Origin of the sequence: Pedobacter sp. R20-19 (genome assembly GCF_000708265.2) — a bacterium.
In the GTDB taxonomy this organism is placed as follows: Bacteria; Bacteroidota; Bacteroidia; order Sphingobacteriales; family Sphingobacteriaceae; genus Pedobacter.
In genome coordinates this window covers 316,155-340,503 of sequence record NZ_JCKI01000003.1, presented here as the reverse complement: position 1 = coordinate 340,503, position 24,349 = coordinate 316,155, and the positions used below count along the sequence as shown (strand labels likewise).

The 24,349-nt window shown below is 41.6% G+C and carries 22 protein-coding genes and 2 riboswitches; of the genes, 14 read left to right on the top strand and 8 right to left on the bottom strand.

Annotation, left to right across the window (positions count from 1 at the left end; translation table 11 throughout):
* Positions 1 to 12: 12 nt before the first annotated feature.
* The 4 genes from AN34_RS09090 to AN34_RS09075 all read left to right on the top strand — a co-directional run bounded on the left by AN34_RS09090 (position 13) and on the right by AN34_RS09075 (position 4,589).
* Positions 13 to 1,761, top strand: coding sequence for an ABC transporter ATP-binding protein (locus tag AN34_RS09090; RefSeq protein ID WP_029284507.1), 1,749 nt, complete (start codon positions 13 to 15; stop codon positions 1,759 to 1,761).
* Positions 1,742 to 2,554, top strand: coding sequence for a glycosyltransferase family 2 protein (locus AN34_RS09085; RefSeq protein ID WP_082468355.1), 813 nt, complete (start codon positions 1,742 to 1,744; stop codon positions 2,552 to 2,554). The genes AN34_RS09090 and AN34_RS09085 overlap by 20 nt, the downstream gene beginning before the upstream one ends.
* Positions 2,555 to 2,596: 42 nt before the next feature.
* Positions 2,597 to 3,520: a glycosyltransferase family A protein gene (locus AN34_RS09080; RefSeq protein WP_029284503.1), complete on the top strand. Its 924-nt coding sequence runs from the start codon at positions 2,597 to 2,599 to the stop codon at positions 3,518 to 3,520.
* 130 nt (positions 3,521 to 3,650) lie between these two features.
* Positions 3,651 to 4,589 (top strand): NAD-dependent epimerase/dehydratase family protein, encoded by a 939-nt coding sequence (locus tag AN34_RS09075; RefSeq protein WP_029284501.1) that lies wholly within the window; start codon positions 3,651 to 3,653, stop codon positions 4,587 to 4,589.
* Between the two features lie 214 nt (positions 4,590 to 4,803).
* On the opposite strand, the gene AN34_RS09070 is transcribed toward AN34_RS09075, so the two are convergent.
* The gene (locus tag AN34_RS09070) at positions 4,804 to 6,003 is read right to left on the bottom strand and encodes a glycosyltransferase (protein WP_029284499.1); all 1,200 of its coding nucleotides are present in this window, start codon (positions 6,001 to 6,003) and stop codon (positions 4,804 to 4,806) included.
* Positions 6,004 to 6,205: 202 nt separating this feature from the next.
* Between AN34_RS09070 and AN34_RS22105 the strand changes: the two genes are divergently transcribed.
* Positions 6,206 to 6,301: a lantibiotic dehydratase C-terminal domain-containing protein gene (locus tag AN34_RS22105; protein WP_157263261.1), complete on the top strand. Its 96-nt coding sequence runs from the start codon at positions 6,206 to 6,208 to the stop codon at positions 6,299 to 6,301.
* A 702-nt stretch (positions 6,302 to 7,003) separates the two neighbouring features.
* On the opposite strand, the gene AN34_RS09060 is transcribed toward AN34_RS22105, so the two are convergent.
* The gene (locus tag AN34_RS09060; RefSeq protein WP_029284495.1) at positions 7,004 to 7,297 is read right to left on the bottom strand and encodes a hypothetical protein; all 294 of its coding nucleotides are present in this window, start codon (positions 7,295 to 7,297) and stop codon (positions 7,004 to 7,006) included.
* A gap of 224 nt (positions 7,298 to 7,521) precedes the next feature.
* Between AN34_RS09060 and AN34_RS09055 the strand changes: the two genes are divergently transcribed.
* The 5 genes from AN34_RS09055 to AN34_RS22100 all read left to right on the top strand — a co-directional run bounded on the left by AN34_RS09055 (position 7,522) and on the right by AN34_RS22100 (position 14,398).
* Complete coding sequence (locus AN34_RS09055) at positions 7,522 to 7,926, top strand: hypothetical protein (protein WP_029284493.1); 405 nt, start codon at positions 7,522 to 7,524, stop codon at positions 7,924 to 7,926.
* A gap of 126 nt (positions 7,927 to 8,052) precedes the next feature.
* Positions 8,053 to 9,171 (top strand): efflux RND transporter periplasmic adaptor subunit, encoded by a 1,119-nt coding sequence (locus AN34_RS09050; RefSeq protein ID WP_029284491.1) that lies wholly within the window; start codon positions 8,053 to 8,055, stop codon positions 9,169 to 9,171.
* 72 nt (positions 9,172 to 9,243) lie between these two features.
* The gene (locus tag AN34_RS09045) at positions 9,244 to 12,381 is read left to right on the top strand and encodes an efflux RND transporter permease subunit (protein WP_029284489.1); all 3,138 of its coding nucleotides are present in this window, start codon (positions 9,244 to 9,246) and stop codon (positions 12,379 to 12,381) included.
* 1 nt (position 12,382) lies between these two features.
* Positions 12,383 to 13,819, top strand: coding sequence for a TolC family protein (locus AN34_RS21895; RefSeq protein ID WP_029284487.1), 1,437 nt, complete (start codon positions 12,383 to 12,385; stop codon positions 13,817 to 13,819).
* A 462-nt stretch (positions 13,820 to 14,281) separates the two neighbouring features.
* Complete coding sequence (locus AN34_RS22100) at positions 14,282 to 14,398, top strand: Na+/H+ antiporter NhaA (protein WP_157263276.1); 117 nt, start codon at positions 14,282 to 14,284, stop codon at positions 14,396 to 14,398.
* A gap of 326 nt (positions 14,399 to 14,724) precedes the next feature.
* Here AN34_RS22100 and AN34_RS09030 read toward each other — a convergent pair whose 3' ends face one another.
* From AN34_RS09030 to AN34_RS09015, 4 genes are read right to left on the bottom strand one after another with little or no spacing between them, the layout of a single operon-like run.
* Positions 14,725 to 15,807, bottom strand: coding sequence for an alkene reductase (locus tag AN34_RS09030; protein WP_029284483.1), 1,083 nt, complete (start codon positions 15,805 to 15,807; stop codon positions 14,725 to 14,727).
* Positions 15,804 to 16,814 carry a bile acid:sodium symporter family protein gene (locus AN34_RS09025; protein WP_231625516.1) on the bottom strand — a complete coding sequence of 337 codons (1,011 nt, stop codon included), beginning with the start codon at positions 16,812 to 16,814 and terminating at the stop codon, positions 15,804 to 15,806. The genes AN34_RS09030 and AN34_RS09025 overlap by 4 nt, the downstream gene beginning before the upstream one ends.
* An 11-nt stretch (positions 16,815 to 16,825) precedes the next feature.
* Complete coding sequence (locus AN34_RS09020) at positions 16,826 to 17,860, bottom strand: methionine synthase (RefSeq protein WP_029284479.1); 1,035 nt, start codon at positions 17,858 to 17,860, stop codon at positions 16,826 to 16,828.
* Positions 17,861 to 17,886: 26 nt separating this feature from the next.
* A complete protein-coding gene (locus AN34_RS09015) occupies positions 17,887 to 18,891 on the bottom strand; it encodes a DUF1852 domain-containing protein (RefSeq protein ID WP_029284477.1) in 1,005 nt (334 codons plus the stop codon).
* 180 nt (positions 18,892 to 19,071) lie between these two features.
* Positions 19,072 to 19,255, bottom strand: a riboswitch (cobalamin riboswitch).
* A 162-nt stretch (positions 19,256 to 19,417) separates the two neighbouring features.
* Between AN34_RS09015 and AN34_RS09010 the strand changes: the two genes are divergently transcribed.
* On the top strand, positions 19,418 to 19,879 hold the full coding sequence (locus AN34_RS09010) for an Lrp/AsnC family transcriptional regulator (protein WP_029284475.1): 462 nt from the start codon (positions 19,418 to 19,420) through the stop codon (positions 19,877 to 19,879).
* On the opposite strand, the gene AN34_RS09005 is transcribed toward AN34_RS09010, so the two are convergent.
* Both AN34_RS09005 and AN34_RS09000 read right to left on the bottom strand, forming a co-directional pair.
* Complete coding sequence (locus AN34_RS09005; protein WP_029284473.1) at positions 19,876 to 20,754, bottom strand: hypothetical protein; 879 nt, start codon at positions 20,752 to 20,754, stop codon at positions 19,876 to 19,878. The two genes, AN34_RS09010 and AN34_RS09005, sit on opposite strands and share 4 nt — an antisense overlap.
* The gene (locus AN34_RS09000) at positions 20,744 to 21,382 is read right to left on the bottom strand and encodes an epoxyqueuosine reductase QueH (RefSeq protein ID WP_029284471.1); all 639 of its coding nucleotides are present in this window, start codon (positions 21,380 to 21,382) and stop codon (positions 20,744 to 20,746) included. The genes AN34_RS09005 and AN34_RS09000 overlap by 11 nt, the downstream gene beginning before the upstream one ends.
* An 81-nt stretch (positions 21,383 to 21,463) precedes the next feature.
* A riboswitch (cobalamin riboswitch) is annotated at positions 21,464 to 21,663 on the bottom strand.
* A gap of 258 nt (positions 21,664 to 21,921) precedes the next feature.
* Here AN34_RS09000 and AN34_RS08995 point away from each other — a divergent pair.
* The 3 genes from AN34_RS08995 (at position 21,922) to AN34_RS08985 (ending at position 24,295) form a co-directional block, all read left to right on the top strand.
* Positions 21,922 to 22,212: a hypothetical protein gene (locus tag AN34_RS08995; RefSeq protein WP_029284469.1), complete on the top strand. Its 291-nt coding sequence runs from the start codon at positions 21,922 to 21,924 to the stop codon at positions 22,210 to 22,212.
* Positions 22,213 to 22,670: 458 nt separating this feature from the next.
* Positions 22,671 to 23,243, top strand: a complete 573-nt coding sequence (locus AN34_RS08990) for an RNA polymerase sigma-70 factor (protein WP_029284467.1) — start codon at positions 22,671 to 22,673, stop codon at positions 23,241 to 23,243.
* Between the two features lie 50 nt (positions 23,244 to 23,293).
* Positions 23,294 to 24,295 carry a FecR family protein gene (locus AN34_RS08985; RefSeq protein WP_029284465.1) on the top strand — a complete coding sequence of 334 codons (1,002 nt, stop codon included), beginning with the start codon at positions 23,294 to 23,296 and terminating at the stop codon, positions 24,293 to 24,295.
* Positions 24,296 to 24,349 lie beyond the last annotated feature (54 nt).

The following is a 24,349-nucleotide window of genomic DNA, read 5'->3' as shown; positions in this document are numbered from 1 at the left end:
AGAATTTTATTTATGTCGGTTAAAAAAAATCCCTATATACAGCTTGCAAAGTTTTCCTGGAAAATTGGTAAGGAATACAGAAATAAACAAATAATTTATTATCTCATATTCGTTTTATCGATGACAGTTTCGTCTGTTAATCCATTTTTATATAAGTGGCTTATAGATGAAATTCAGACAACAGATCATGTAATGAAAGCAATCTGGATATTTGCTTTATTAAGCGTTTCTCTCAAGCTCGTGGATTGGATCATTTATGCTCCGATATATTTGAAAACAAGAGATATTGCTTTTGAACTGAGTACAAAATTTCTTGTCGATCTTCAGCACCGCGTGATAAACCTGTCAACGAAATGGCACCAGTCCAATCATACAGGTGCTACTGTAGATAAGATTAAAAAATCTTCTGATGGCTTCAAAAAATTTTTGAATGATGATTTTCACTATATCAAGGTTTTTTTTCGGTTTGTTTTCGCATTGGGGGGCATGATCTATTTTGCTCCATTGTACGGAATGGTTGCATTGCTAATTGGAGGAATAATTGTATACCTCACAACAATGTTAGATCATAAGTATTTCGCACAATTGAAGCAGATTAATGAAAAGGATTATATTGCCACTTCTGTGTTGCTCGATAATTTAGCTAACCATAATACCATTACCTCCCTGAAGCTGCAAAAGCAGATCACAAATAATTTTCAGGATAAAGTGCGTCAGATTGGAATACCCTATTTTAAATCGGTTAAAATTGATGCGTTGAAATGGGCTGTTGTCGAAATATTAGTTGTACTGATATACGTAATAATGGCAGTTGGTTATGTATCTGAAAATTTTCATCCCGGGCAAAAGTTTTTGGTTGGAGGCTTGGTAGCGATGTTGGCCTATGCCTTACAGTTTACCAGTGGTTTTCAGGAAATGGCCTGGCTTTATGCCTTGGTAATTGGGACCTATGCAGATTTCTCGGCCTCGGAAAGCCTAAGGTTAAATGAGAAAGGAAATTTAAGCAACGGACAAACATTAGAAAAAACTTACTGGTCAGCGCTTACGCTAACTAATGTCAATTACGTCCATACTGGCGATGACATTCGTCAATTTACGTTATCAGACATCAATTTTAAAATCAATAATGGAAAAAAGATTGCTTTAGTCGGAACTAGTGGTAGCGGTAAAACCACTTTTTTAAAATTAATTAGAGGTTTATATGCTCATCAAAATGGTTCTGTTATGCTCGATGGTGTTGAAATACAATGGAATCAACTCGAGCAGTTGGCATTATTCCTGCCACAGGAAGCCGAAATATTTAATGATACGATACTTTATAATTTGTGCCTGGATATTAAATTGGATCTTCAGGAAATCGAAAAAGTTTGTAAAATGACCCTGTTCGATAGGGTGGTGAAAAGGCTTCCTGATGGTTTGCATACCGTCATAGACCAGAGTGGCAGTAATCTTTCCGGGGGAGAAAGGCAGTTGTTAGCAATTACCAGATGTATTCTGCTTGACAGTTCTTCTTCAGTATTATTATTTGATGAGCCTACAAGCAGTATCGATCCTTCCAGTGAAAAAATATTATTGAAAAACGTCTTCAACCATTATGCTGATAAATCAATAATTTTTACGCTGCACAGGCACTACCTGCTTCCAATGTTCGATTATATTTATGTTATGGAGGAAGGAAAGGTGATATGGGAGGGAAGTTATCAAAAAATGCTGATCGATGAATCCGTGAGTAAATATATTTATGAAAACTATAGCGACTGACCTCATGAAAGAAGATTTGATTAAATCTAAAACGCATCCCAGTAATCCACCATTAGTCTCCTGCCTGTGTGTAACCCATCAGAAACCCTGGCTACTGGCAAAAGCCGTCGCCTGTTTTTTACATCAATCTTATCCGTTTAAGCAGCTGGTAATGGTTTATGAAAATATTGATCTGTTGACAGAAGCGTATGTGAAAGAATTGCGCTTTATTGCTAATGTTAAATTAGTTAGAGTAGATTCCTTAGCCGTAAAAAAAACTTTAGGGGAGTTAAGAAATATTGCAGTTGAGGAAGCCGATGGCGAATATGTTTGTCAATGGGATGATGATGACTGGTACCACGCTGATAGAATTTCCCGCCAGATGCAGTCAATTTTGAAGTCTGATAAGCCTGCATCAATTCTTAACCGTTGGCTCATCCATAACGCTGTAGAACAGCGGTTTTATTATTCTCATCAAAGACGCTGGGAAGGCAGTATTGTGTGCCGCAAAGATATATTTCAGTTAAAAAAGTATTCGGCGGTGAGCAAAGGCGAAGACACCGATATAATAGATTTTCTGGATGAACATCATTACCTGATTTATTTAGATGCACCTTATCTATACATATATACCTACCACAATGGAAATACATGGACTATCGATCATTTTAAAAAGATTTTTGAGGCCAGTAATGAAATGCCCAAGTCCTTCTCTGGTGTGATACAGCATATCCTTGAGAGTAATATTTCGCCAGTGAGGAGATCAAAATATCTTGAGAAAGCCGTCAAGTTATTTGCAACTGTATACAGTTGAGTAATTAAATATTTTATAAAGGAAAATAATTTACACTATCCGATGTATGAGGAAGATCAATTAGCCATCATTATACCGGCATATAAAGCTAAATATTTACGGTTGACGATGGAGTCTATATGTAAACAGACCGACCAGAACTTTCATCTCTATATCGGTGATGATGCCGGAGATAGTAAAATTGCTGATATTGTCAACTCTTTTAAAGGAATGATCAAAATGACTTATAAAAGGTTTGAAGAGAATCTTGGTAAAAGCTCATTGGTCTCTCATTGGAATCGGTGTTTCGAGATGGTTGGATCTGAAAAATGGCTTTGGCTATTTAGTGATGACGACTTAATGAGCCATAATTGTGTGGAAAATTTTAGAAAAGAAGTTAAAGGAAATCAAGCATCCAAAATTTTCAAGCATGATTCCGTAAAATTTATCAATGATCTCGAGATCGTCAGTAGAAATGCTTTTGATGGTAATGTAACAACAGGCCAATTTTTAAAATCAAAATTCACCTATTCCATAGAAAGTTATGTTGTCGAATATATATTTGATCGTGAATTATTAAAAAAGATTGGTGGGTTTCCTGATTTTCCATTGTGTTGGTGCGCTGATGATCTTTTTTGGGTGTTAGCCAGTCAGTACTCGCTGATCGTAAAAATCAGAAAGACAACCGTATTTTGGCGCTACAGCGAATTAAATATTTCAGGCGGATCAAATTCACGTTCAACCAGCAAGAAAAAATTGCAAGCGTGCCATATGTTTTTAAAGGCGCTCAAATCTTCAAACGTGTTTACCTCAGAACCTCCTTTAAGAAGGTTGGCAGTTTTCTGGTATCTGGAACAATATATCTATTTAAAAAAAGGTTTAAACTATTTCGATCGGATGTTCTTTCTGTTAGAACTGTTTTGGCTTTTTCCGCTTCAAATCCTGAATCGCATCAGTTTAGGGAAGTTTTCTGTGAAGAATATTTGATGGTTTCCCTAATATGCTGTGTCGGGAATGAGATATGCTTTTTAATTTTTATTTTAGAATATTGATCAATGGATTTATTGAATACAGGCTTTATGAAGGAATTCCATATACTAGTTATAGGTAAATGTTTATGGTAAATATTTTAATTACCGGTGGCGCGGGGAATTTAGGAAGTTCTCTCGCTTGTAAGTTGATTGAAAATGGCAGCTACAATGTAATAGTAATAGATAACCTCATAACTGGCAATATAGGGAATCTACCAATTGGGTTTAAAAACTTGACATTTTTGGAAAGCAACGTAAATAATTATACGCAATTGTCTGAAATCATGCGGAAAAGGAAGTTTGATTATATCTTTCACTATGCCGCTTTAGTCGGTGTGAAGCGTACATTGGATAATCCGATGCTGGTTTTAGAAGATATAGAAGGCATTAAAAATGTGCTTGCTTTAGCCAAAGAAACTGGTGTTAAACGGGTATTTTATTCATCCTCTTCAGAAGTTTACGGTGAGCCAGTATCGCTACCACAAAATGAAAATACTACCCCCCTTAACTGCAAATTGCCTTACGCCATTGTTAAAAATGTAGGAGAAGCTTTCTTTAGATCGTATCACAAAGAATATGGGTTAGAGTATAATATTTTTAGATTTTTTAATACTTATGGGCCAAATCAGAGTGAGGATTTTGTAATTTCAAAATTTATAGATGCAGCGTTGCAAAATAAAGATATTACTATTTACGGAGATGGAGAACAAACCCGCACATTTTGTTATATTGACGACAACGTGGAAACAGTAACAAGAGTTTTTGAAGAATCTTTGTATGTTAACGAAGTAATTAATGTGGGTAACACTGTGGAAATTAGTATCAATGAATTAGCATCTACCGTGATCTCCTTAACCCATTCATCTTCTGCAATAGTTCATTTGCCTGCTTTAAAGGAAGGAGATATGTCAAGACGCCAACCTGATAACTCAAAAATGATGAAATTAATGAATAGGTCCTTGCTTGGGATTGAAGAGGGGATCAAAAAAATATTATCAATTAGATATGATATTCCTCCGAGATAGCAAAAACCTGAGGTATTACTTTCCGTCATTGTACTGGTAATTATGGTGCAACAAATAGTGCTCAAACCATAAAAACATTGTTAAGTATTCATATGACCTGTCGTAATTGACAGGAAGGTTCATTCCGTATTTCCGGCTCTTTTAGGATTTAATTCTATAGATATTAATTCGAGATCGTAAAAAATCTCCAGATTCATACTGATGATGTAATGCATTAAACTGGATTTTTATGTTTAATATTTACGTTTCCAAATCTTACTGAATTTTCCCATTTAAAAAGGTCTCTGCTTATTATTTTATATATAATTATGATGTATGTGATGAGTATTAATTGCCTGAGCATCAATCTTTGCGGTACGATATATATAACTTCCTTACTTGTCTTGTTTTTGATCAGAATTATCGAACAAATGATCGAATCAAACAGGATAAATGCAAAGTAATAATATAATAGATCTGATTGATCGGGAGTGAGCATAGCGTAAACAAAAATGTAATCAGCAATTGGGGTTATTATGGGTAGTATGAAACTAAACATAATCAGATAAGGGATTACTAAATATCCAAATAGCTTATTTTTAACGTTAAAGATTGTACTACTATACTTATATAGCACCTGCATACTTCCAACTTTCCACCTGACCCTTTGTTTGATGAATGCCTGAATATTTTCTGGAGCTTCTGTATAGCCTTTTACATCATATGCATTCCGGATAATGTGGTTCTTACACAATAGCCTTAAAGTCATTTCATTGTCTTCAGTAAGTGTATCGTTTGAATATCCTCCCAGTTTTACTAAAACAGACCGTCTAAATGCTCCAATTGCACCAGGGATAACTAAAATTCCATTTACATACTGAAAAACGTGTCTTTCATAATTAGGGGTAGTAATATATTCGACATACTGCAAGTAGGTGATCAGATTTCGCTTATTTCCAACTTCTATTTGACCAGCCACAGCGGCAACCTCCTGATTGTGGAAGTAAGGAAGTATTTTTTTGATTACGTTTGACTCAACCTGTGTATCTGCATCAATGCATATAACGATATCCTTATCGGATAGGGAAATGGCATTGTTTAGTGCCAATGCTTTTCCCTTATTTTGTTGATTTAATATTTTAATGTGTGTATTATCTCCAAACCTGCTATTTACCAGTTGTAAGCTGTCGTCTGTCGATCCATCATCAATAATTGTTACAGAATAATTTTCATAATCAATATTTAATGCGCTTTCGATAGTCTTAAGGATAACAATTTCTTCATTATACATCGGAATTATAATTTCGACACTTAATAAAGATGAGATAGTACTCGGTGAATGTTTTGGAAGCTTTTCCTCGTTCCTGAGCATGATATAAAAATATCCAACAGTTTTAACTGCGTAAACGAAGAGTAGTATTTGTACTAATAACATGTTATAAATTTATATAAAAAATTAGTATTTGTTTAATATAAATAAGTACAAGTTGGTATCTATTAATGTATATTTTCCTTTTTGATAAACGAGAATTCTCTCACAGTCAAACAACCTTTGTCTGAAAATACAAAAGATGAAGTCATAAGGAACTTTATGCTTGGTAGTGATTGGGTATACTTTAAGATCTATACTGGCAAAAATGGTGCAGACTTGCTTGTTAAAGAATTGTTTAGCATTGGTTGACAAATGGTTTTTTATCAGATATTCAGATCCAAACCATCACCTTAGGGTTTAGGTGGTGATTCCGTTGGAAGTTTTCTAGTGGGTGGAAGTAAGGTCGGATGTGGATGACTAAAAATTGAAGCGCCAGAATTTAACCCGACAGAAACGTTGTTTAATGATGCTGTATTGATCCGTATCTTAAGGTTTTCCTGCAATTATAGAGACAAAAGCCTCCTGCAACTACTTGCTCAAAATGCCGAAATGGCTTATGCTACTGAACCAGCTGAGTTGGCCTTCTGCAGTATAGGTTCTGACTTTGTTGCTGAGGTGATAAATAAAGGAGATGGTGTCACGGACTTGGAAATCGGTGATTTAGTCATACCTGATTCCACTTATCCCATCAGCACTTCTGGCAACATACCGGAGGGGATTCCAACTAATGAATATTCCACTAGGCTTAATCAATACACCCTAATCGAATCTCTCAGAGCATGGAAATAGCGATTGCTTCAGGTTTCTCTTTAGCTGCACAAACTGCTTCCGCAATGATCAGAAAAGCTGAAATATCATCTGAGCAGAGGGCTGGTTGTAACTTTTCTGGAGATTGCTGATATGAATGCTAGTGGTGTTAGCACCTATTTCAGCTGTATGCACCGCATTGAATAAAAAAAGAAATTAAACTGGATGGATTTCTGATGTTATTGGTGCATTGGTTGATAGGGAATCAAGATGCAGAGGACTGTGTTGAAAAGCCTGTTGCTGATGCGGTTCTTTTTTAGCTTGCTGTGATTTCATTCATCACCTTATCTTCAATGCTTAGTGCTTCGAAGGTGATGAGCATAAAACCTGATAGCAGAAGCACTACTGCTAAAAACTGCAATACCCTTTCGGTGCTTTTGGTGTTGACCATTCTGTCTGAGCAGGTGAATGCACTAATTCCAACGAGTTTTCGCCGTTTGTTTCTTCTCCAGATGGCGAAGGCGAAAATAAAGGTCCCGAAAATAAGGGCTAAGATGCCACTCACCAGGGGCATTGTGGTGTAATTAAAGGTTTCCTGTGTTGTTAACATATAAATTAGACGGATAGGAGGCTAAAAAAGTTTGAAAATATATTGTTCTGGCATTTATACTGGGGGTATAACTGGTTGTGCATCTGATTTCCCGGGAGGCATTTGCTGATCGTGTTTTTTGAGCATTTTTTCGGGAAAAAGCTTTAGGTTTCACATCTGTTACAGTAATTTAACTGGATTCTGTAGTGCGATTTGTAGTTTTGCATCCAAATCAGTGTGCATCGATGGTTAGAACAAGGGAAGATTCATTCTTTAAAATCCATTCTGCTGTTGCGGAACATTTTCCGTTGCTGCTATTGCTGCTGCTGGCTTCCTGTTTTTTACGTTTTTCCCCGCTAACCGGGGATCTTTCCCGGGAGATTTCGGCTGTTTCGGTGAAGTTTACCACTATTGTGAGCCCCGTTTCAGGGGAGGATTATGCGCAAGCTTCGCTATCCGCGGTAGACCAGAAAGAGCCAAAGTACCGTAAGAAATTTAAGCACGTTAATGATGCCGCGAGTGACCTTCAGCCTTTCGAGAAACGCCTGCAGGTGCGCTACCATTTTCCGGTTTCAACTTTAGCTGGTTATGAGGCGCCACAATTTGTTTGTGGTCAACATGCCTTCCTGTACAGGCTGACTTATTTCTAGTTTTTCCCGCCCATGTATTCCATTTGGAACACATTATTTGCCGGATTAAATTAAATATCAGTTAAGCTGCTGTGTGCTAACCTTTGGTTATGGCCACGGCATGAGAAAAATAAGGAAAACACACGAATGAAAATTAAATGGATGGCCATTCCTATCCTTGCTGCCGCATTGCAGGCATGTACAGGGGGGACGGCCCAGAAAAAAGATAATGAAATTGCCGAGATACCGGTATTAAAGCTGAAACAGCAGGATACTTCACTTTTCTTTGATTACGTAGCTGATATTCAGGCTTACAAGAATGTGGACATTAGGTCTAGGACGCATGGCTTTATTGAGAAAGTGCTGGTAGATGAGGGAGAAAAGGTTCATAAAGGACAGCTGCTCTTTCAGCTGAACGACCGGGAACATGTTATTGCACTCAATAAAGCCAAGGCAAACCTGGCCAGCGCGGTTTCTGCAGCCAGTATTGCCCAGGTTGAGCTGGAAAGGATTTCTACACTTGTGGATAAAAAGGTGATCTCTCCATCTGAACGCTCGCTTGGACAGGCCAGGCTCTCTGAGGCTGAAGCGCAGATCAAAACGGCAAAGGCGATGATCGATGATGCCAACCAAAAGCTTTCCTATTCGCGTATCCGCTCTCCTTTCCAGGGGACCATAGACCGCATTCCTTTGAAGGCCGGGAGCCTCATTGATGAGGGTGCGCTGCTCACCACCATTTCTGATACCAAAGAGATGTATGCTTATTTTGACATCTCGGAAAATGAGTACCTTCAATTTACGCGCAGTGGAAAAGGGCGCTTTGAGCAGAATAAAGCGGTTCAACTTATCCTCTCGGATGGATCAGTCTACCCGGTAAAGGGCAAGATCCAGACGCATGAAAATGCATTCTCGGGAAATACCGGGTCAATTGCCTTCAGGGCCGTTTTCGCTAACCCCAAAAATATCCTGAAGCATGGAGCCTCTGGAAAAGTGCAGCTAAACTCTAAACTTGCAGGCAGCCTCCTCATTCCCCAAAAGTCAGTGTTTGAAATCCAGGACAAAAACTATGTTTTTGTGGTGGGTAAGGGCAATATGGTCAAAATGAAAAGTTTCGTGCCCAAGTTGCGTCTGCCTGGTTTTTTTGTCTGCTCAAGTGGCCTTGATGCGGGGGAGACCATTGTTTATGAAGGTATACAGAATATCCGGGATGGCGCTGTCATTAAACCGGTCTATACCTCGGATAAACCTCTGCTGGCCAGAAAGTAATTCTTTTTTTCATTTTCCATCCCTCCTGCGGAAATTTTTCCGGCGGGACAGGATGGGTATAACCCAAAATAAATGGTTGAAACCTTCATCAGAAGGCCAGTACTATCACTGGTCATTTCACTTATATTGATTTTATTGGGCGTCCTTGCCCTTTTTAAGCTCCCGATTACGCAGTTTCCGGACATTGTTCCGCCTTCCGTGGTGGTCACGGCGAGCTATAACGGCGCGAATGCGGAAGTTTGTGCCAAGGCTGTGGCCACCCCGCTTGAGCGCGCAATTAATGGTGTGCCAGGCATGACTTACATGAATACGGTGAGCAGCAACAATGGCGTAACCTTGGTTCAGGTGTTTTTTAATGTCGGTACTGATCCTGACCAGGCGGCGGTGAATGTACAGAACCGGGTAACCACTGTGCTTGATGAGCTTCCCGAGGAGGTCATTAAGGCTGGTGTGACCACGGAAAAAGAGGTAAACAGCATGCTGCTCTACCTGAATATCACCAGCGGCGATAAAGAAATGAACGAGGAGTTCATTTATAACTTTGCGGATATCAATGTGCTGCAGGAACTCAAAAGGATAGACGGGGTAGGTTTTGTGGAAATTATGGGTGCCAGGGACTATTCTATGCGGGTATGGCTGAAGCCGGACCGGATGCGCTCGTACAATATTTCCGCTGAAGAGGTTATCGATAGGATGCGTCAGCAGAATATTGAGGCGGCGCCGGGTGTGGCTGGTGAGAATTCCGGCAAGGGCAAAGAAGTAAAGCAGTATGTGCTGCGCTATAGCGGTAAGTTCAATAACAAAGAGGATTATGAGAATATGGTGCTTCGTGCCGGGCGGGACGGGGCGCTTGTACGGTTAAAGGACATCGCGGACTTGGAATTCGGAACGGTCAGCTATGACATGGTTTCCAAGACCGATGGTAAGCCTTCCGCCTCGATTATGATCAAGCAGCGCCCGGGCTCAAATGCGAGTGAGGTCATCGACAACATTAAATCCAAAATGGCTGAACTTAAATCAACCAGTTTTCCTCCGGGCATGGAATATAATTATGCCTATGATGTTTCCCGTTTTCTGGATGCCAGTATCCATGAGGTTTTAAGGACGCTTTTGGAAGCTTTCATACTGGTATTCATCGTTGTTTTTATTTTTCTTCAGGATTTCAGGAGTACGCTGATTCCAGCGCTTGCTGTTCCCGTTGCGTTGATCAGTACGCTGGCTTTTCTCCAGGTCATGGGGTTCTCCATCAATATTCTGACCCTTTTTGCGCTGGTGCTGGCTATAGGGATAGTGGTGGATAACGCGATTGTCGTGGTCGAGGCCGTGCATGTGAAAATGAGTGAAGAACACTTGCCGCCGATGGAAGCAACAATCGCTGCGATGAAAGAAATTAGCGGGGCAATTGTGGCCATTACCCTAGTGATGTCGGCGGTATTTATTCCCGTAGCCTTTCTTTCCGGGCCTGTAGGGGTGTTTTACCGCCAGTTTTCACTTACTTTGGCCATTTCTATTGTCATATCGGGCATTAATGCGTTAACGCTAACCCCGGCGCTTTGCGCCTTGATGCTCCGGCATAATGTTGAGACTAGCAAAAAGGGGTTACTCCAGCGGTTTTTTAATCTGTTCAATAAGGGATACGAGCGGACGGAGAAAAAATTCGGACGGTTGGTCCGGTTGATCATTTCCCGAAGGGTGGTCACTATCGGCTTGCTCTTGCTTTTTATTTTCCTGAGCTGGCTGGGCTCGAGCATGCTTCCGTCAGGATTTATTCCAACTGAGGACCAGGGTATGATTTATGTGAACGTGACCACCCCTGCGGGCGCTACGGTTGAACGTACAGAGCAAGTGCTCGATGAGATAGCGCGGGTGACAAGCCGTTTCCAATCCGTTGAAAACATCAGTACTTTGGCAGGATACAGTCTGATGAGTGATATCACAGGGGCTTCCTATGGCATGGCGATGATCAATCTTGCCGCATGGGACGGCCGGGAGGAGAGTGTGGATGAGCTTATGGTAGCGCTTAAAGCCAAGACCCGTGGAATCAGTGATGCTTCTATTGAATTCTTTTCCCCGCCTACTGTTCCCGGTTTTGGAAACGCGAGTGGTTTTGAGCTCAGGCTGCTGGATAAAAATAAAAGCGAGGATATGGCGAAAACGGCGAAGGTAACCAGTGATTTCCTCGCCGAACTCCGTAAAAGCAGCGCCATTTCCGGCGCATTCACGAGTTTTGATCCTAATTTTCCGCAATATATGATCCATGTCGATCAGGACATGGCAGCGCAAAAAGGGGTGACGATCGATAATGCAATGGGTACCCTGCAGACCCTTGTGGGAAGTTACTATGCCACCAATTTCATCCGTTTCGGGCAGATGTATAAAGTGATGCTGCAGGCTTATCCCCAATACCGGGGCAAGCCTACAGACCTGTTAAACCTTTATGTGAAAAACGACCGGGGTGAGATGATACCTTACTCGGCATTTATAACCATGGAAAGGGTTTACGGTCCTGAACAAATCAATCGATATAATATGTATCCCTCGGCGATGATCAATGGCGATGCAGCAGCAGGTTTCAGCAGCAGCGATGCGATTGCGGCAGTGGAGAAAACTGCCAGGGAAAAGCTTCCACGTGGTTTTAGTATCGAATGGTCTGGAATGACCAGGGAGCAAATCCTTTCTGGAAACCAGGCGATTTACATTTTTATCATTTGCCTGATATTCGTTTACCTCATTTTGGCTGCGCAGTATGAAAGCTTTCTCTTGCCGCTGCCTGTTCTGCTCTCGCTTCCTGCCGGAATTGCCGGGGCATTTTTTACCCTGAAACTGGCAGGACTTGAAAACAATATCTACGCCCAGGTGGCGCTGGTCATGCTGATCGGACTTCTTGGAAAGAATGCGATTCTGATTATTGAGTTTGCCGAACAAAAACGCAAAGCTGGCTTTTCAGTGGCCAGGGCTGCAGCCCTCGGCGCAGTATCCAGATTGCGCCCGATACTGATGACTTCTTTCGCCTTTGTTGCAGGCCTGATTCCACTTTGCATAGCCTCTGGCGCAGGCGCGGTAGGAAACCGTTCGATTGGTATGACTGCTGTAGGTGGAATGCTCATCGGAACGCTCTTTGGTGTAATCCTGATCCCGGGACTATACGCGGTATTTGCAGCCCGGAAAAAACAGTCGGCAGATAAAAGTTCTACGCTAAAAATTAATTAAAATGAAATTCAATATTAAAATCATTATCCCTTTTTCGATCATGGCCTGCCTGATCGCAGTCATCACTTCTTGTAGCTCCGTCAGGCCGGCAAAACTTCCTGAACTTAAAAAGCTTCCTGATTCCTTTAGCCGGCTCTCTTCTGCGCCTGCTGAGGCTTTGAACTGGAAGGTGGTCTTCACGCAGCCTGATCTCAGGGGGCTTATTGATAGCGCCCTTAAAAACAACCTTAGCCTGCAATCCGGGGTTCAACGGGTATTGGTTGCAGGGCTGAATCTCCGCCTTAGCCGCTCAAAGCTCTATCCCTCACTTAGTGCTGGCATATCTACCAGTCTTGACCATTATGGTGACTATACCATGAATGGGGTAGGGAATTATGATACCAATTTTTCGGATAACCTGAATGACAAGCAGCGCATTCCCAGCCCGACGCCGGATTATTTTGCGGGTTTCAGGAGTTCATGGGAAATTGACATCTGGGGAAAGTTATCTGAGAAGAAAAAGGCTGCCTATAACCGCTATCTTTCGAGTCAGGCCGGTCTGCAGTGGTATAAAACACAAATGGTCAGCCAGGTTGCAACACTTTATTACGAACTCACCGCTCTTGATAAACGTCTGGAGATTTTGCAGCGAAACATCCAGCTGCAAAATAAGGGACTTGAAATTGTGGAAGCTCAGATGGCAGGCGGCCGGGCAACTGCTCTTGCCGTCAGCCAGTTCCGGGCCCAGCGCATGGCCACTCAGGGCAGGCAGTTTGAAATCCGCCAGGGGATCAATAGGATTGAGAACGAACTGAACCTGCTGTTGGGCAGGTACCAGGGAAACCTCGAGCGTGACACCAGTGCGATTGCCAAAGTCTTGCCTAGGGAAATTTATGCCGGGATTCCTGCAAATGTGATTCTCTCCAGGCCGGACGTAAGGGAGGCGGAACTGCAACTCGCTGCCTCGAAGGCAGATGTAAATGCCGCAAGAAAAGCATTTCTGCCCTCGCTGACCCTTGATGCCTATGCTGGCTATAACTCCTTTAAGCTTCCATTACTTTTCTCGCCTGCTTCAATGGCTGCGGGCTTCCTTGGCGGAATCAGCGCGCCTTTACTCAACAGGGCAGCACTCAAAAACAGTAGTCTTGTGGCAAACTCCGCACAACTTTCCGCCTTTTACAACTATCAGCGTAGCATCATCAAAGCCTATCAGGAAGTCTCTGTTCAGCTTTCAGCGATAGAAAACTATAAACAGGCATACCGTTTGAAATCAAATGAGGTTGAGGAATTAAAGAAAGCGGTCTTGACGGCTAACGACTTGTATTTATCGGGATATGCCAGTTATCTGGAAGTCATTGTTGCCCAGCGCAGCGTGCTTGAAGCGGAAATGCAGCAGGTTGATCTAAAACAAAAATCCTACTCCTCTCTAATTAACCTTTTCAGGGCGCTTGGAGGATGAAAGTCGTCAATTCGCTTTTAACAAATGATACATTACCCTGGGATTTATGTTGCGTAGATCTCAGGGTTTTTATCACGCGCCATCTTATTTTTGTTTACAGTGCCATTACAAAGGCTATTCTTGCGCCCTGGAACGATGTGGATTCACCGTTTCTTAACCAGCTGCCCTAGCGGATGAACGGTTCGTATGAAAACACCATAAGGCAGATGTTAAGAAAATCAGAATCAGTCGGAATTTCTATTGATCAATGAGCTTTATTTAAGAGGAAGTTTGTCCAGGGCTATCGAAAATTGAAACACCCGGTACATTTCAATTTTTAGTCTGTAATCGGGTGAACTTTCTTCTGCCTGAAAAAAACGCATATTCAATAGTGGCGATAATCAGCGAAAGCGAAGAAAGTATCGCCGTTAGCGCATCAATTTTTAACATACGGACTGGGATACCTACCAGGATAATTGTTGCATAAAAAAGTACCAAATAACGGAAAGGTTTACCCTACATCCTTATGTGTCATGTCTGATTATGCCACTTTTCGCCCTGGCCAATTCCGGAATAATCATTGGTGCTGATTTTTTTTAGCGATACTTAATCCGGTTTCGACAGGGTTGACAGCGGGCTTTGTGCTAGGTGAGTTTACCGGCATATTGCTGTTTGCTTTGTAATGGTCAGGCTGGGTATTGCCAAATTGCATGAGGGCAGGACCTGGAAACACCTGATTGCTTTTTTGCTTAAAGCATCCAAACCGATAATAGGCTGGCAAATGTTCGAAATGACATGCTTAAGGTGCTTTTAAATGCAGTACCGTTGTTGATGATTTATTGCGAAAAGGTTGTATTGATTTGTTATTTCTTATGATCCAATCGAAAAAACTATCTAATTTAATTGTCTTTAAGTTGTGTGAAATTTTACTCATCCCAGAATGGATAATCAGCATAACCCTTTTTCCCGCCCCCATACATTGTTGCCCTGTCAGGCTCAATCAGTGAGGCATTTTTCTCGAACCGTTCGGGCAGGTCGGGGTTTGCGATGTATAGCCTGCCAAAAGAAATAAGCTTTGCAATGCCTTTTTCAAGTTCTAATTCGGCAGAAGCCTTGTCATACCCTGCATTGGCAATAACTGTCTGGCGGATCTTCCTGCCAAAGAATTCGATCTCCTCGTCAGCGGCATAATGTTCAGGTGAAGGAAAATTGGCATTTCGCCTCATGAGTTCCACATAGGCAAAGTTCATTTCGTTCAGTTTTTCGATCAGATAGGTATAGGTAGCGGCAGGGTCATCCAGTACCATCTCACCATAGGAATGGAGAGGAGCTATTTTAATGCCCACCTTTTCACCGCCCACTACACCGATCAGTTCCTGCATCACCTCCAGTACGAAGCGGACTTTATTGGGGATGCTGCCGCCGTAAGAATCCGTCCTTTGGTTGGAACTTTCAGCTAAGAACTGGTTGGGCAGATAGCCATTGCAGGCGTGAAGCGTAACCCCGTCAAAACCTGCTGCTATCGCATTTTTTGCGGCCTGACCATACTCCGTTATGGTTTGCCTGATTTCCGTGATAGTCATTTCCTGAGGTATCTCGAAATCTTTCTTGCCCTGAGAAGTAAAATGCTGCATTCCCAGGATGGGCAAGGGGGATGGTGCAAGTGGGAGCTTTCCATTCCGGTCAATAGAATGTCCCATACGACCGGTGTGCCAAAGCTGGGCGATTATCACCCCGCCTTTGTCATGTACGGCTGTGGTTACCTTCTTCCAGGCTGCTATTTGCTGATCGGTAAAAATACCTGGCGTAAGCGGACTCCCGGTAGCCTCTTCACTGATTCTGATGGCTTCGCTGAATAGCAAACCTGCACTTGCCCTTTGTGTATAGTATTCTACTGTCATGTCACCCACCAGGCCATTAATGTCCGAGCGGCCCCTGGTCATCGCTGCCATGGCTATTCTGTTTTTCAGGCTGACCTTGCCCAACTGTATTTTTTCTAAAAGCTTCATAGGACTAATTTTTCTTCTTTTCGCCGGGCCATAGCCTGAGCGATGATGCTGGCGGCAATCAATTGCAGGGCATGATAAAGCATGAGTGGCAGCAATACAATACCGGTGATGGTACTGTGCTGAAAGAGCACTTTTGACATGACAGTACCATGTACCAATGACTTTTTAGAACCACAAAATAATACCGTGATGCGATCTTCATCTGAAAAGCCGAACAAACGGCTGAGTAATCCGATGCAAAAGAATACGGCAAAAAACAAGGCTATCATCCCTGCGGCAAGTCCTGCAAGTTCAAGCGCGGTAAAGCCTGCAAATAAATGTTCGGAGAATGACTTACAGAACGAGGTGTAAATGATGGTAAGGATGATTGCCTGGTCGAAATATTTCAATTGTTTCTTATACTTTTCAGCAATGGTGCCAAAACGTGCGTTAAGACTAATGCCAATGATGACAGGCAACAACACTTGAAGAACCAACTTGATGACGATATCGGTAACATCAAAATCGCCTGTCGCGGGAGCGATGAATAGTCCAACCCAGAGTGGTGTTACCACTACGCCGATCAAACTGGAAATGCTCGCATTGAATATGGCTGCAGGAATATTGCCTTTAGCGATGGAAACCATGACTACCGAAGAGGAAACTGTTGATGGTAAAGCTGCAAGAAAAAATATACCCAACCAAAGCACTTCGAAATCGGTACCAACCAACAGCGGGCGGAACGCCAGAATGATGAGCGGAAAAAACAAAAAGGTCGTCAGTTGGACGATGATGTGCATCTTATAGTTGACCAGCCCGGCTTTTAATTTCTCCACGCTCAGTCTTAGGCCATAAAATAAAAAGATCAACGAAACGCCTGCATTAGCGATCTGCTCCAGGGAAACAGGTTCTTTGACCATGCCCGGCTGCGGTAAAAAATAGGCCATCAGTATCATGATGCCTATCATGAGCAGGAAACCGTCGAAACCTGCTTTACTTAATATTGCTAATAATTTCTTCAATGTCATTCCATATATTATTAACCCGCATTTTCTTTGCGTATGATCTCTGCGCCAGCGCTCAAAGCGATTAACTTACCTCTGGCTACGTTTCGGGATAAAGGAGCCATACCACAGTTTGTACTAGGGTAAAGGTTTTCGATATCTACGAACTCAAGGGCTTTACGCAACGTATTGGCTACTTCTTCAGGTGTTTCGATCTTGCCTGTTGACACGTCAATAGCGCCGACCATCACTTTTTTACCGCGAACAAGTTCCATCAGATCTAAGGGCACCTTTGAGTTGTGGCATTCTAATGATACCACATCAATCTTAGATTTTTGAATTTTAGGGAAAATTTCCTCATATTGACGCCATTCTGAACCCAATGTTTTTTTCCAGTCGTTATTGGCCTGTATGCCGTAACCGTAGCATATATGCACCGCAGTTTCGCATTTTAAACCTTCAATTGCCCTTTCCAGCGTTGCCATTCCCCAATCGTTTACTTCATCGAAAAAAACGTTAAACGCAGGTTCATCAAACTGGATAATGTCTATCCCAACATCCTGCAATTCTCTGGCTTCTTGGTTGAGTACTTTGGCAAATTCCCAGGCCAGTTTTTCCCGGCTTTTATAATGGCCATCGTACAACGTATCGACCATGGTTAATGGTCCAGGTAATGCCCATTTGATGGGTTTATGGGTCTGTTTTCGCAAAAATTTGGCATCTTCAACAAAAACTGCTTTTTGTCGGGCAACATCGCCCACAACCATCGGAACACTTGCATCATAACGGTCACGTATTCGCACGGTTCTGCGATTTTCAAAATCTACACCGCTCAAATGTTCGATAAAAGTGGTCACGAAATGTTGGCGTGTCTGCTCACCATCACAAACGATATCCAGTCCTGCCAATTCCTGTTCCTGAAGTGTAATGCGCAGCGCATCCTGTTTTCCTTCTATCAACTGGTCGCCTTCTAATTTCCATGGTGACCATAATTTTTCGGGGGGGGCAAGCCATGCAGGTTTTGGTAAACTCCCTACAATTGAAGTGGGTAATAATAATTTCTTGGTCATAGCATAATTTTAAGGTGTTGTATTAATTAAAGTGCGAAATTGGCAGACCATTGCTCAAGGATATCCTGATAAGGCTTGATGAAATGTTCTTCAGCATATCTGCCCTGTTCAACAGCCAAACGGCTGCGCTCTTCGCGGTCATATTCCACTCGGGTCAGTGAATAATCTTCGTGCTGAAGACTAGGCCTATAGATTTTGCCGGCCACTGAATTTGCATTGTAAATTTCAGGGCGATAGATCTTCTGGAAAGTCTCCATTGTGCTGATTGAACTGATCAGTCCAAGATCAGTATAATCAGAAAGCAGATCTCCGGAATGATAAAAAGCCATCGGTGCCACAGCGTTCGCAGGCATGAAAAAACGAACTTTTAAACCCATTTTAGAGAAATATTCATCGGTGAGTGAATACTGATCCTGTTTATACTCAAAACCCAGAACAGGATGATGGTACTCCGTGCGGGTATACGTTTTGTTTCCTGATACACTCAGGCACATGATCGGAGACATCTTAAAGTACGCTTTATAAGTTGCCGAATTCACAAAGCACTTATAAAGTTTTCCATGCAGATTGCCAAAATTTTCAGGAATAGTAAAACTGGGTTTATCTTTATTGTAGTCGATTAATAAAACACTGAAATCATAATCACGCACATAAGAAGAAAAATTATTTCCGGCAACACCTTCGATTTGCTGATTAGTCTTACGGTCAAAAATATTGGTTTTTAAAACCTCAATCATCGGCAGATCGTTAATGCCTTGCTTATCATCGATGCGCATCGTTACAGTGAGGATTTCGAGTTCTACATGGTAACGATCGCCTTTTGGATTATCCAGATAAGCCAGTGCATTGAATCGATTATTAATCATATTTAAGGCATTACGCAAGTTTTGCCGGCGGTTAGCTCCCCTGGCCAGGTTTGCGAAATTGGTGGTCAGCCGCGTCTGACTTGAAGGGTGGTAGTTTTCATCTAAGCAAGTGCTCTTTAGGGTGAACACAAATTCATTCCCCTTGGTATCCTGGATGTTTTCCATGTATTTCTTTTAACTTTTTAAATGGTTAATAATCAGTAAAAAGCCCTTGATTATTCAGGATACGACAGGCCAGAAAAAAGGATTTGAGAAGGAGAGATAGACACAAAAGGGCATGACCAACCCATGAGGGTTTGCACCTTTAAGCGCTACAATCTGATCAATAACCTCTTTACGCGGAAGTATCGTCAATTCGGTAAAGGCAGGTATCCTGACTTGTAACGGCTTTTACCGGCCTTCCCGTTTTGCACAGTGACCGTCATTGGTAAAACCTTTTGTGTTACTTACAGTTGCGCGACAGTTCGTGATTTACACACGATTCCCTATTAATCCACAGCGAAGTAAAACCTTTCCCGATTGCTGAAAAAAGCAAAGAACCACGAGTTTTAAACTCTGTACAAACCTACAAAACAGCGATTAAAGTCAAATAATAAATCCGATTTCGAATTAAATCACTTTAAATTGAGGATTTATTGAATTTTTATGCGGTTTGTGCGTAATTTTAGATGCTGGAAAAGTGATTTATGCTATGGAACAACTGGATGAGATCGATCTGAAACTATTAAAAATCTTAGGCAATGACTCAAGTCATACCATCAAGGAGCTCGCTGCGAAGGTCAATTTGACCGCTTCGCCGGTTGTCCAGCGTGTAAAACGCCTGGAAAATAGTGGTTATATAAAGAAATATATCGCGCTGCTTGACCCGGAAAAATTTAACCAGGGTTTTATCGTGTTCTGCAATATCAGACTCAAACAGCATGACCGGAAGGTGGGCCACAGCTTTGTGGAGGATATTCTCAAGATCGAGGAGGTTGTAGAATGTTATAACATATCCGGAGATTACGATTTCTTTCTGAAAGTCTTCGCCCGGGACATGAAGCATTACCAGGACTTTGTTTTTAATAAGTTAGGCTCGGTTGAAAGTATTGGCAGTACACATAGTACATTCGTGATGGCCGAGATCAAGAATACCCACAATATCAGTTTTTAATACCGGCGGAAGTTAGGGTTAATGGGTATCCTTATTTCATTGCCCCAATCTATCAACACCCGGTACAGAACAGGTATACTGAAAGGGGAGCCCAGGCAATCCGTTAAAGCGGCCATTAATTTATTCAGTTCAGATGGCGATATTTTTATTCGAGGATGGCCGCTAAAAAGTTGCCTGGCTGCTTTTTTCAGAAGAAGTACATCGCCAAAGTAAAATTGGCCTGGTTCAATACCAGCTATTTTCAGATGACTGACCATGCATAAATAATCCAGCTTGATCTGTTTCTTAAAGCTGGCGTGCGCATTCATGGACAAATAGATCCGATCAAACGCTGTGGTTGACTGCCCTTGACAATCTGCTATTATATTTTGAAACAGTTGGGTGTAGTCACCGGCTGATTTGACCCAGGTGATATAACTTTTGACCCCTTCGCCCATTGCTTTGGCGCGATGTGGGTCAAACGCCTGGTATTTATGTACCATCCTTAAATAGCCGGCGTTTTTCAGCTCTCCCTGGTTATCCATAAGCCATCTTTCAAAGCCATCTACATCTGCAATAACTTTTTCCCAATTCCAGGATTGATAGATAAGATTTAATAGCCCGGAGCTGCCGATATAACAGTAAAGAAATAACAACCAGCAAGCTTCATCAGTTGCTGACTGTTGCTGGTAGTTTAAAATTTGAGTCAATACAGCATCATCAAGGAATTCTGGCGCAAGCAGCGAACCTTTTGCCGAATCTACTAACAGCGAAACAAATCTTTGCAAATCACCGTGCCCGGAAAGGCCCAATAGAGGATGTGATAGGCGATGAAACTCAGCCAACCGACTTTCAATATATCGCGCTGACACTGAACTGTTCAGGTCAGCTACCATAATAGTTTTCACCTAATTTTATCTTTCCACGCCCATTCTCCATGCGCCACTTATTGGTATCGCGAAGGGAATAAGCACACCTGCAGTATTCCTGCATATAAAAGTTCTTGCCTTTGCTGATCTCCGGCATACGCTCGGAACCACCTTTTGTACGCCAGTTATAGGTCAAGTAGGTCAGGGGAGGGTAATGACTTGCGGTCCGTAAACCACTGTCGTTGATCTGCTCGATGTTCTTCCAGCGGGAAATACCCAAAGCGCTCGAAACGGTATCAAAGCTGTTCTCATGGGCATACATGGCCATACGTTCAAAGCGCATATCAGAACACATCGTGCATTGGATGTCGCGTTCCTGTTCCAGCTCCAGGCCTTTAGCGCTCTTAAACCAGTTATCTAGGTCATAATCGGCATCGATAAAAGGGATACTGTGTTTTTCTGCGAAACGGATATTTTCCTGCTTGCGCAGTTCGTATTCCTTTTTGGGACGGATATTGGGATTGTAAAAGAAAACGCTGAACTCAATACCAGAGGCCCTTATGGCTTCCATTACTTTGCCCGAACAGGGCGCGCAGCAGGAATGTAGCAACAATTTTTTGCCGTTATCCGGCAAGACCAATTTTTCTCTGACCATATTTTTTAAATATAGCCCGCGCAAACTGATGGGAGTGAATACCTCTCAGACAAACCTATCCCAGCTTCGGTCCGCGAAAGCTTTGATGTATGATGCATTGGCAGGTCTTCTGACTTAATCCCCTGGGCCCGGTCTTCCCATCCGTTGGTTAACGAACAGTGACCCTTGGAATGAGCCTCGGTTTTAATGGAGCTTACAGCTGCGGGACAGTCCCGGATTCTCACCGGAGTTCCCTTTTAATCCCGATTGTGAGTTCGGGAACCAAAAGCGGGTCAAAGGTAAAAAATATTCTAACTAAACAGCAAATGGCCTGGAATTAAGAATCAGCTTGTGTATTTCGGCGAGTTAGTTCGTCTGTTTTTCATATACCGATGCAAGGGTCATGTTCACGTTTCCTTTTACAGTTGGTCTGATAGGTTTTTCCTTTACACTTCGTCTAGTACGGGAAAGTCTATACACTCAAAGGTGACAGGCTTATTATCCGCCAAGGACTCGATGCCAGCGCAAATGTGGATTTTTTACCAGTCAAGGTCAGTATTATGAAGGATGTATTTAACTGTTATTCTCTGGCAAAGAAAAGTGTATCTGAAAATAAAAAAGAATACAAAATGCCGGAGATCAGCGAAGAGATCAAAATTTTGTTCACTGTAATGAAAAGTTATCGTGTGGCCAATACCATCTTCATGAATAACAATACCCTTAAGCGGAATACTGTTCTTCAGTTTACTGCGACCCTTGCAGGCAAAATGCCGGATACGGATAAAAACAGAATGGAGAAGTGGCTTAAGGTGAGGTTCAATTCTGATAAGCTCAAAGTCGTTTTAGAATAAAAAATAAATCAGTTTTTAACTTCAATGATATTCATTTTCATTGACTATCTGGGTATAGTTATTCAGTTAGCTAACTCTTAATTAGCATTAATTTTATTTCTACAAAAGGATGAGCTGATGCGAAATATTTTACAACATTCAGTAGTTTCGCCCCCGATGAAGATGATAGTATTGAAGTTAAGGTTGATCAGCTGGTAAAGGATTACCTGGGTATTAGTGGGAGGGTATTGGCAAGCGGGATCGTAAAGCAGGGTCGCCTGAAGCCTGTTTGATTATTGCCGATTTGAATAGTCAATAGATACCAATAATCAATAGATATCAATAAGTTGTGAAGTTGTGCCATCTTGAAACTAAATGCAAGTTGCAAAGCTAATCTTGCTGTATCACTAGAATTATTACCGGCCGGTTTCAATTTGATAATATAAATTTAACTTCTATATTAGCCAAAAAGTATAGCGATGCACGTGCCTGAGGAGCATTCTGATGAAATTCTATTTGAGCAATTGAGGAAGGATAATCAAGGTGCATTCAAAATGCTTTATAATCGATATTGGGATAAACTGCTCCAGGTTGCTTATGCTAAACTTAAAGTTCAGGAAGAAGCGGAAGAAGTTGTACAGGAGGTTTTTCTGAGTATATGGGCTAATCGCCATAAAACTACTTTAAAATATTCTTTTAGAACCTATATTTCTGCCGCGCTTAAATATTCCATTTATTCCAAAATTGCCTCCAGATTAAAATATCAGAATGTAGAAATCGGAGCGGATATGGAGAATCGGTTAATGGATCATAGCACCGAACAATATTTAGCATTTAGTGAAGCGATCATTCAGATCGAAACCTTGGTTGCGCAACTTCCTGAGAAATGTCAGATGGTTTTTCGTTTAAGTCGTGATCAGGGGCTCACCACCAAGGAAATTTCAACCGAACTTGATATTAGCGAGAAGACAGTCGAAGGACATATTACCAAGGCCGTTAAATATATTAAAGGTAATTTGAACGGATTTACATCATTTTTATATTTTTTTTAATCTGGAGCAAGGGTCTAGTGAGGTTTTTTATACAATAGAGGTATAAGACCATGAAAAACGCTGACAACCTACCTCCTGAAATCATGAATCTAGCTAAAAAGCTGGTTAACGGAACAATCAATGCCGAAGAAAAAGAGCAATTAGAGGCTTGGTATTCCAATCATCCGGCGAAAATTCCGACTTGGGAGCTTAAAAATGAAACTAAAGTTCAGTTAAGCGAGCGATTATATCAATCTATCGCATTTAAAATAGAATTGGTTCCTTCAAACCGGTCAAAGTCGTTGATCAATTATTTTGCAATAGCGGCTTCCATCCTCCTCGTTTGTGGTATCGGTATTTTCCTATGGCTACAAACAGCAAGGCGAGAACCAATTGTTAAGAACATTAGTGCTTTTTCCAATGGATTGATCACTAAAATCCATTTACCTGATCATTCCATTGTATGGTTAAAAGGAAATAGTAAGCTGGAGTACCCAAGTAAATTCAGCGACAGCACCCGTAATGTTACGCTTCAGGGCGAAGCGCTCTTTGAGGTTGCAAAAGATAAAACACATCCTTTTGTGATCAAAACAGGAAATTACCTGGCCCGTGTTTTAGGCACGAGTTTTAATATTAAAGAAAGTGTAGAAAACAAATCATTTAAGTTGACCGTACTTACTGGCAAGGTTGCCATCGTATCTGCTAACCGTCAAAATAGTAAATCTGCGAAGCCTATAATCATCACGCACGGAACTGAATTTGAGGTTAACGGACATCAAAAATCACCAAAATTAATCGCTGCGCCAGTTGCTGAAAAAGTGCTGATTTTGGATGGTACAGAATATGACATGAATTTTGAAAATATCGCCTTTAATGATGTGAAGAACCGGGTAGAGAAAAAATTTAATGTGAAAATTAATACAGGAAAAACTAACTATTCGAATTGCTTGCTATCTGCTGATGTAACTGATCAGTCTTTGGAGAATACCTTAAAAGTAATTTCGGCTGTTATTAATGCTCAATACACCATAAACAAAAACCAAATTGACTTAACTGGAGGAGGATGTAACTGATGAAATAAACCTATATACAAACTATTTTAAAAAAACAACAGCAGGCGTGCTGTA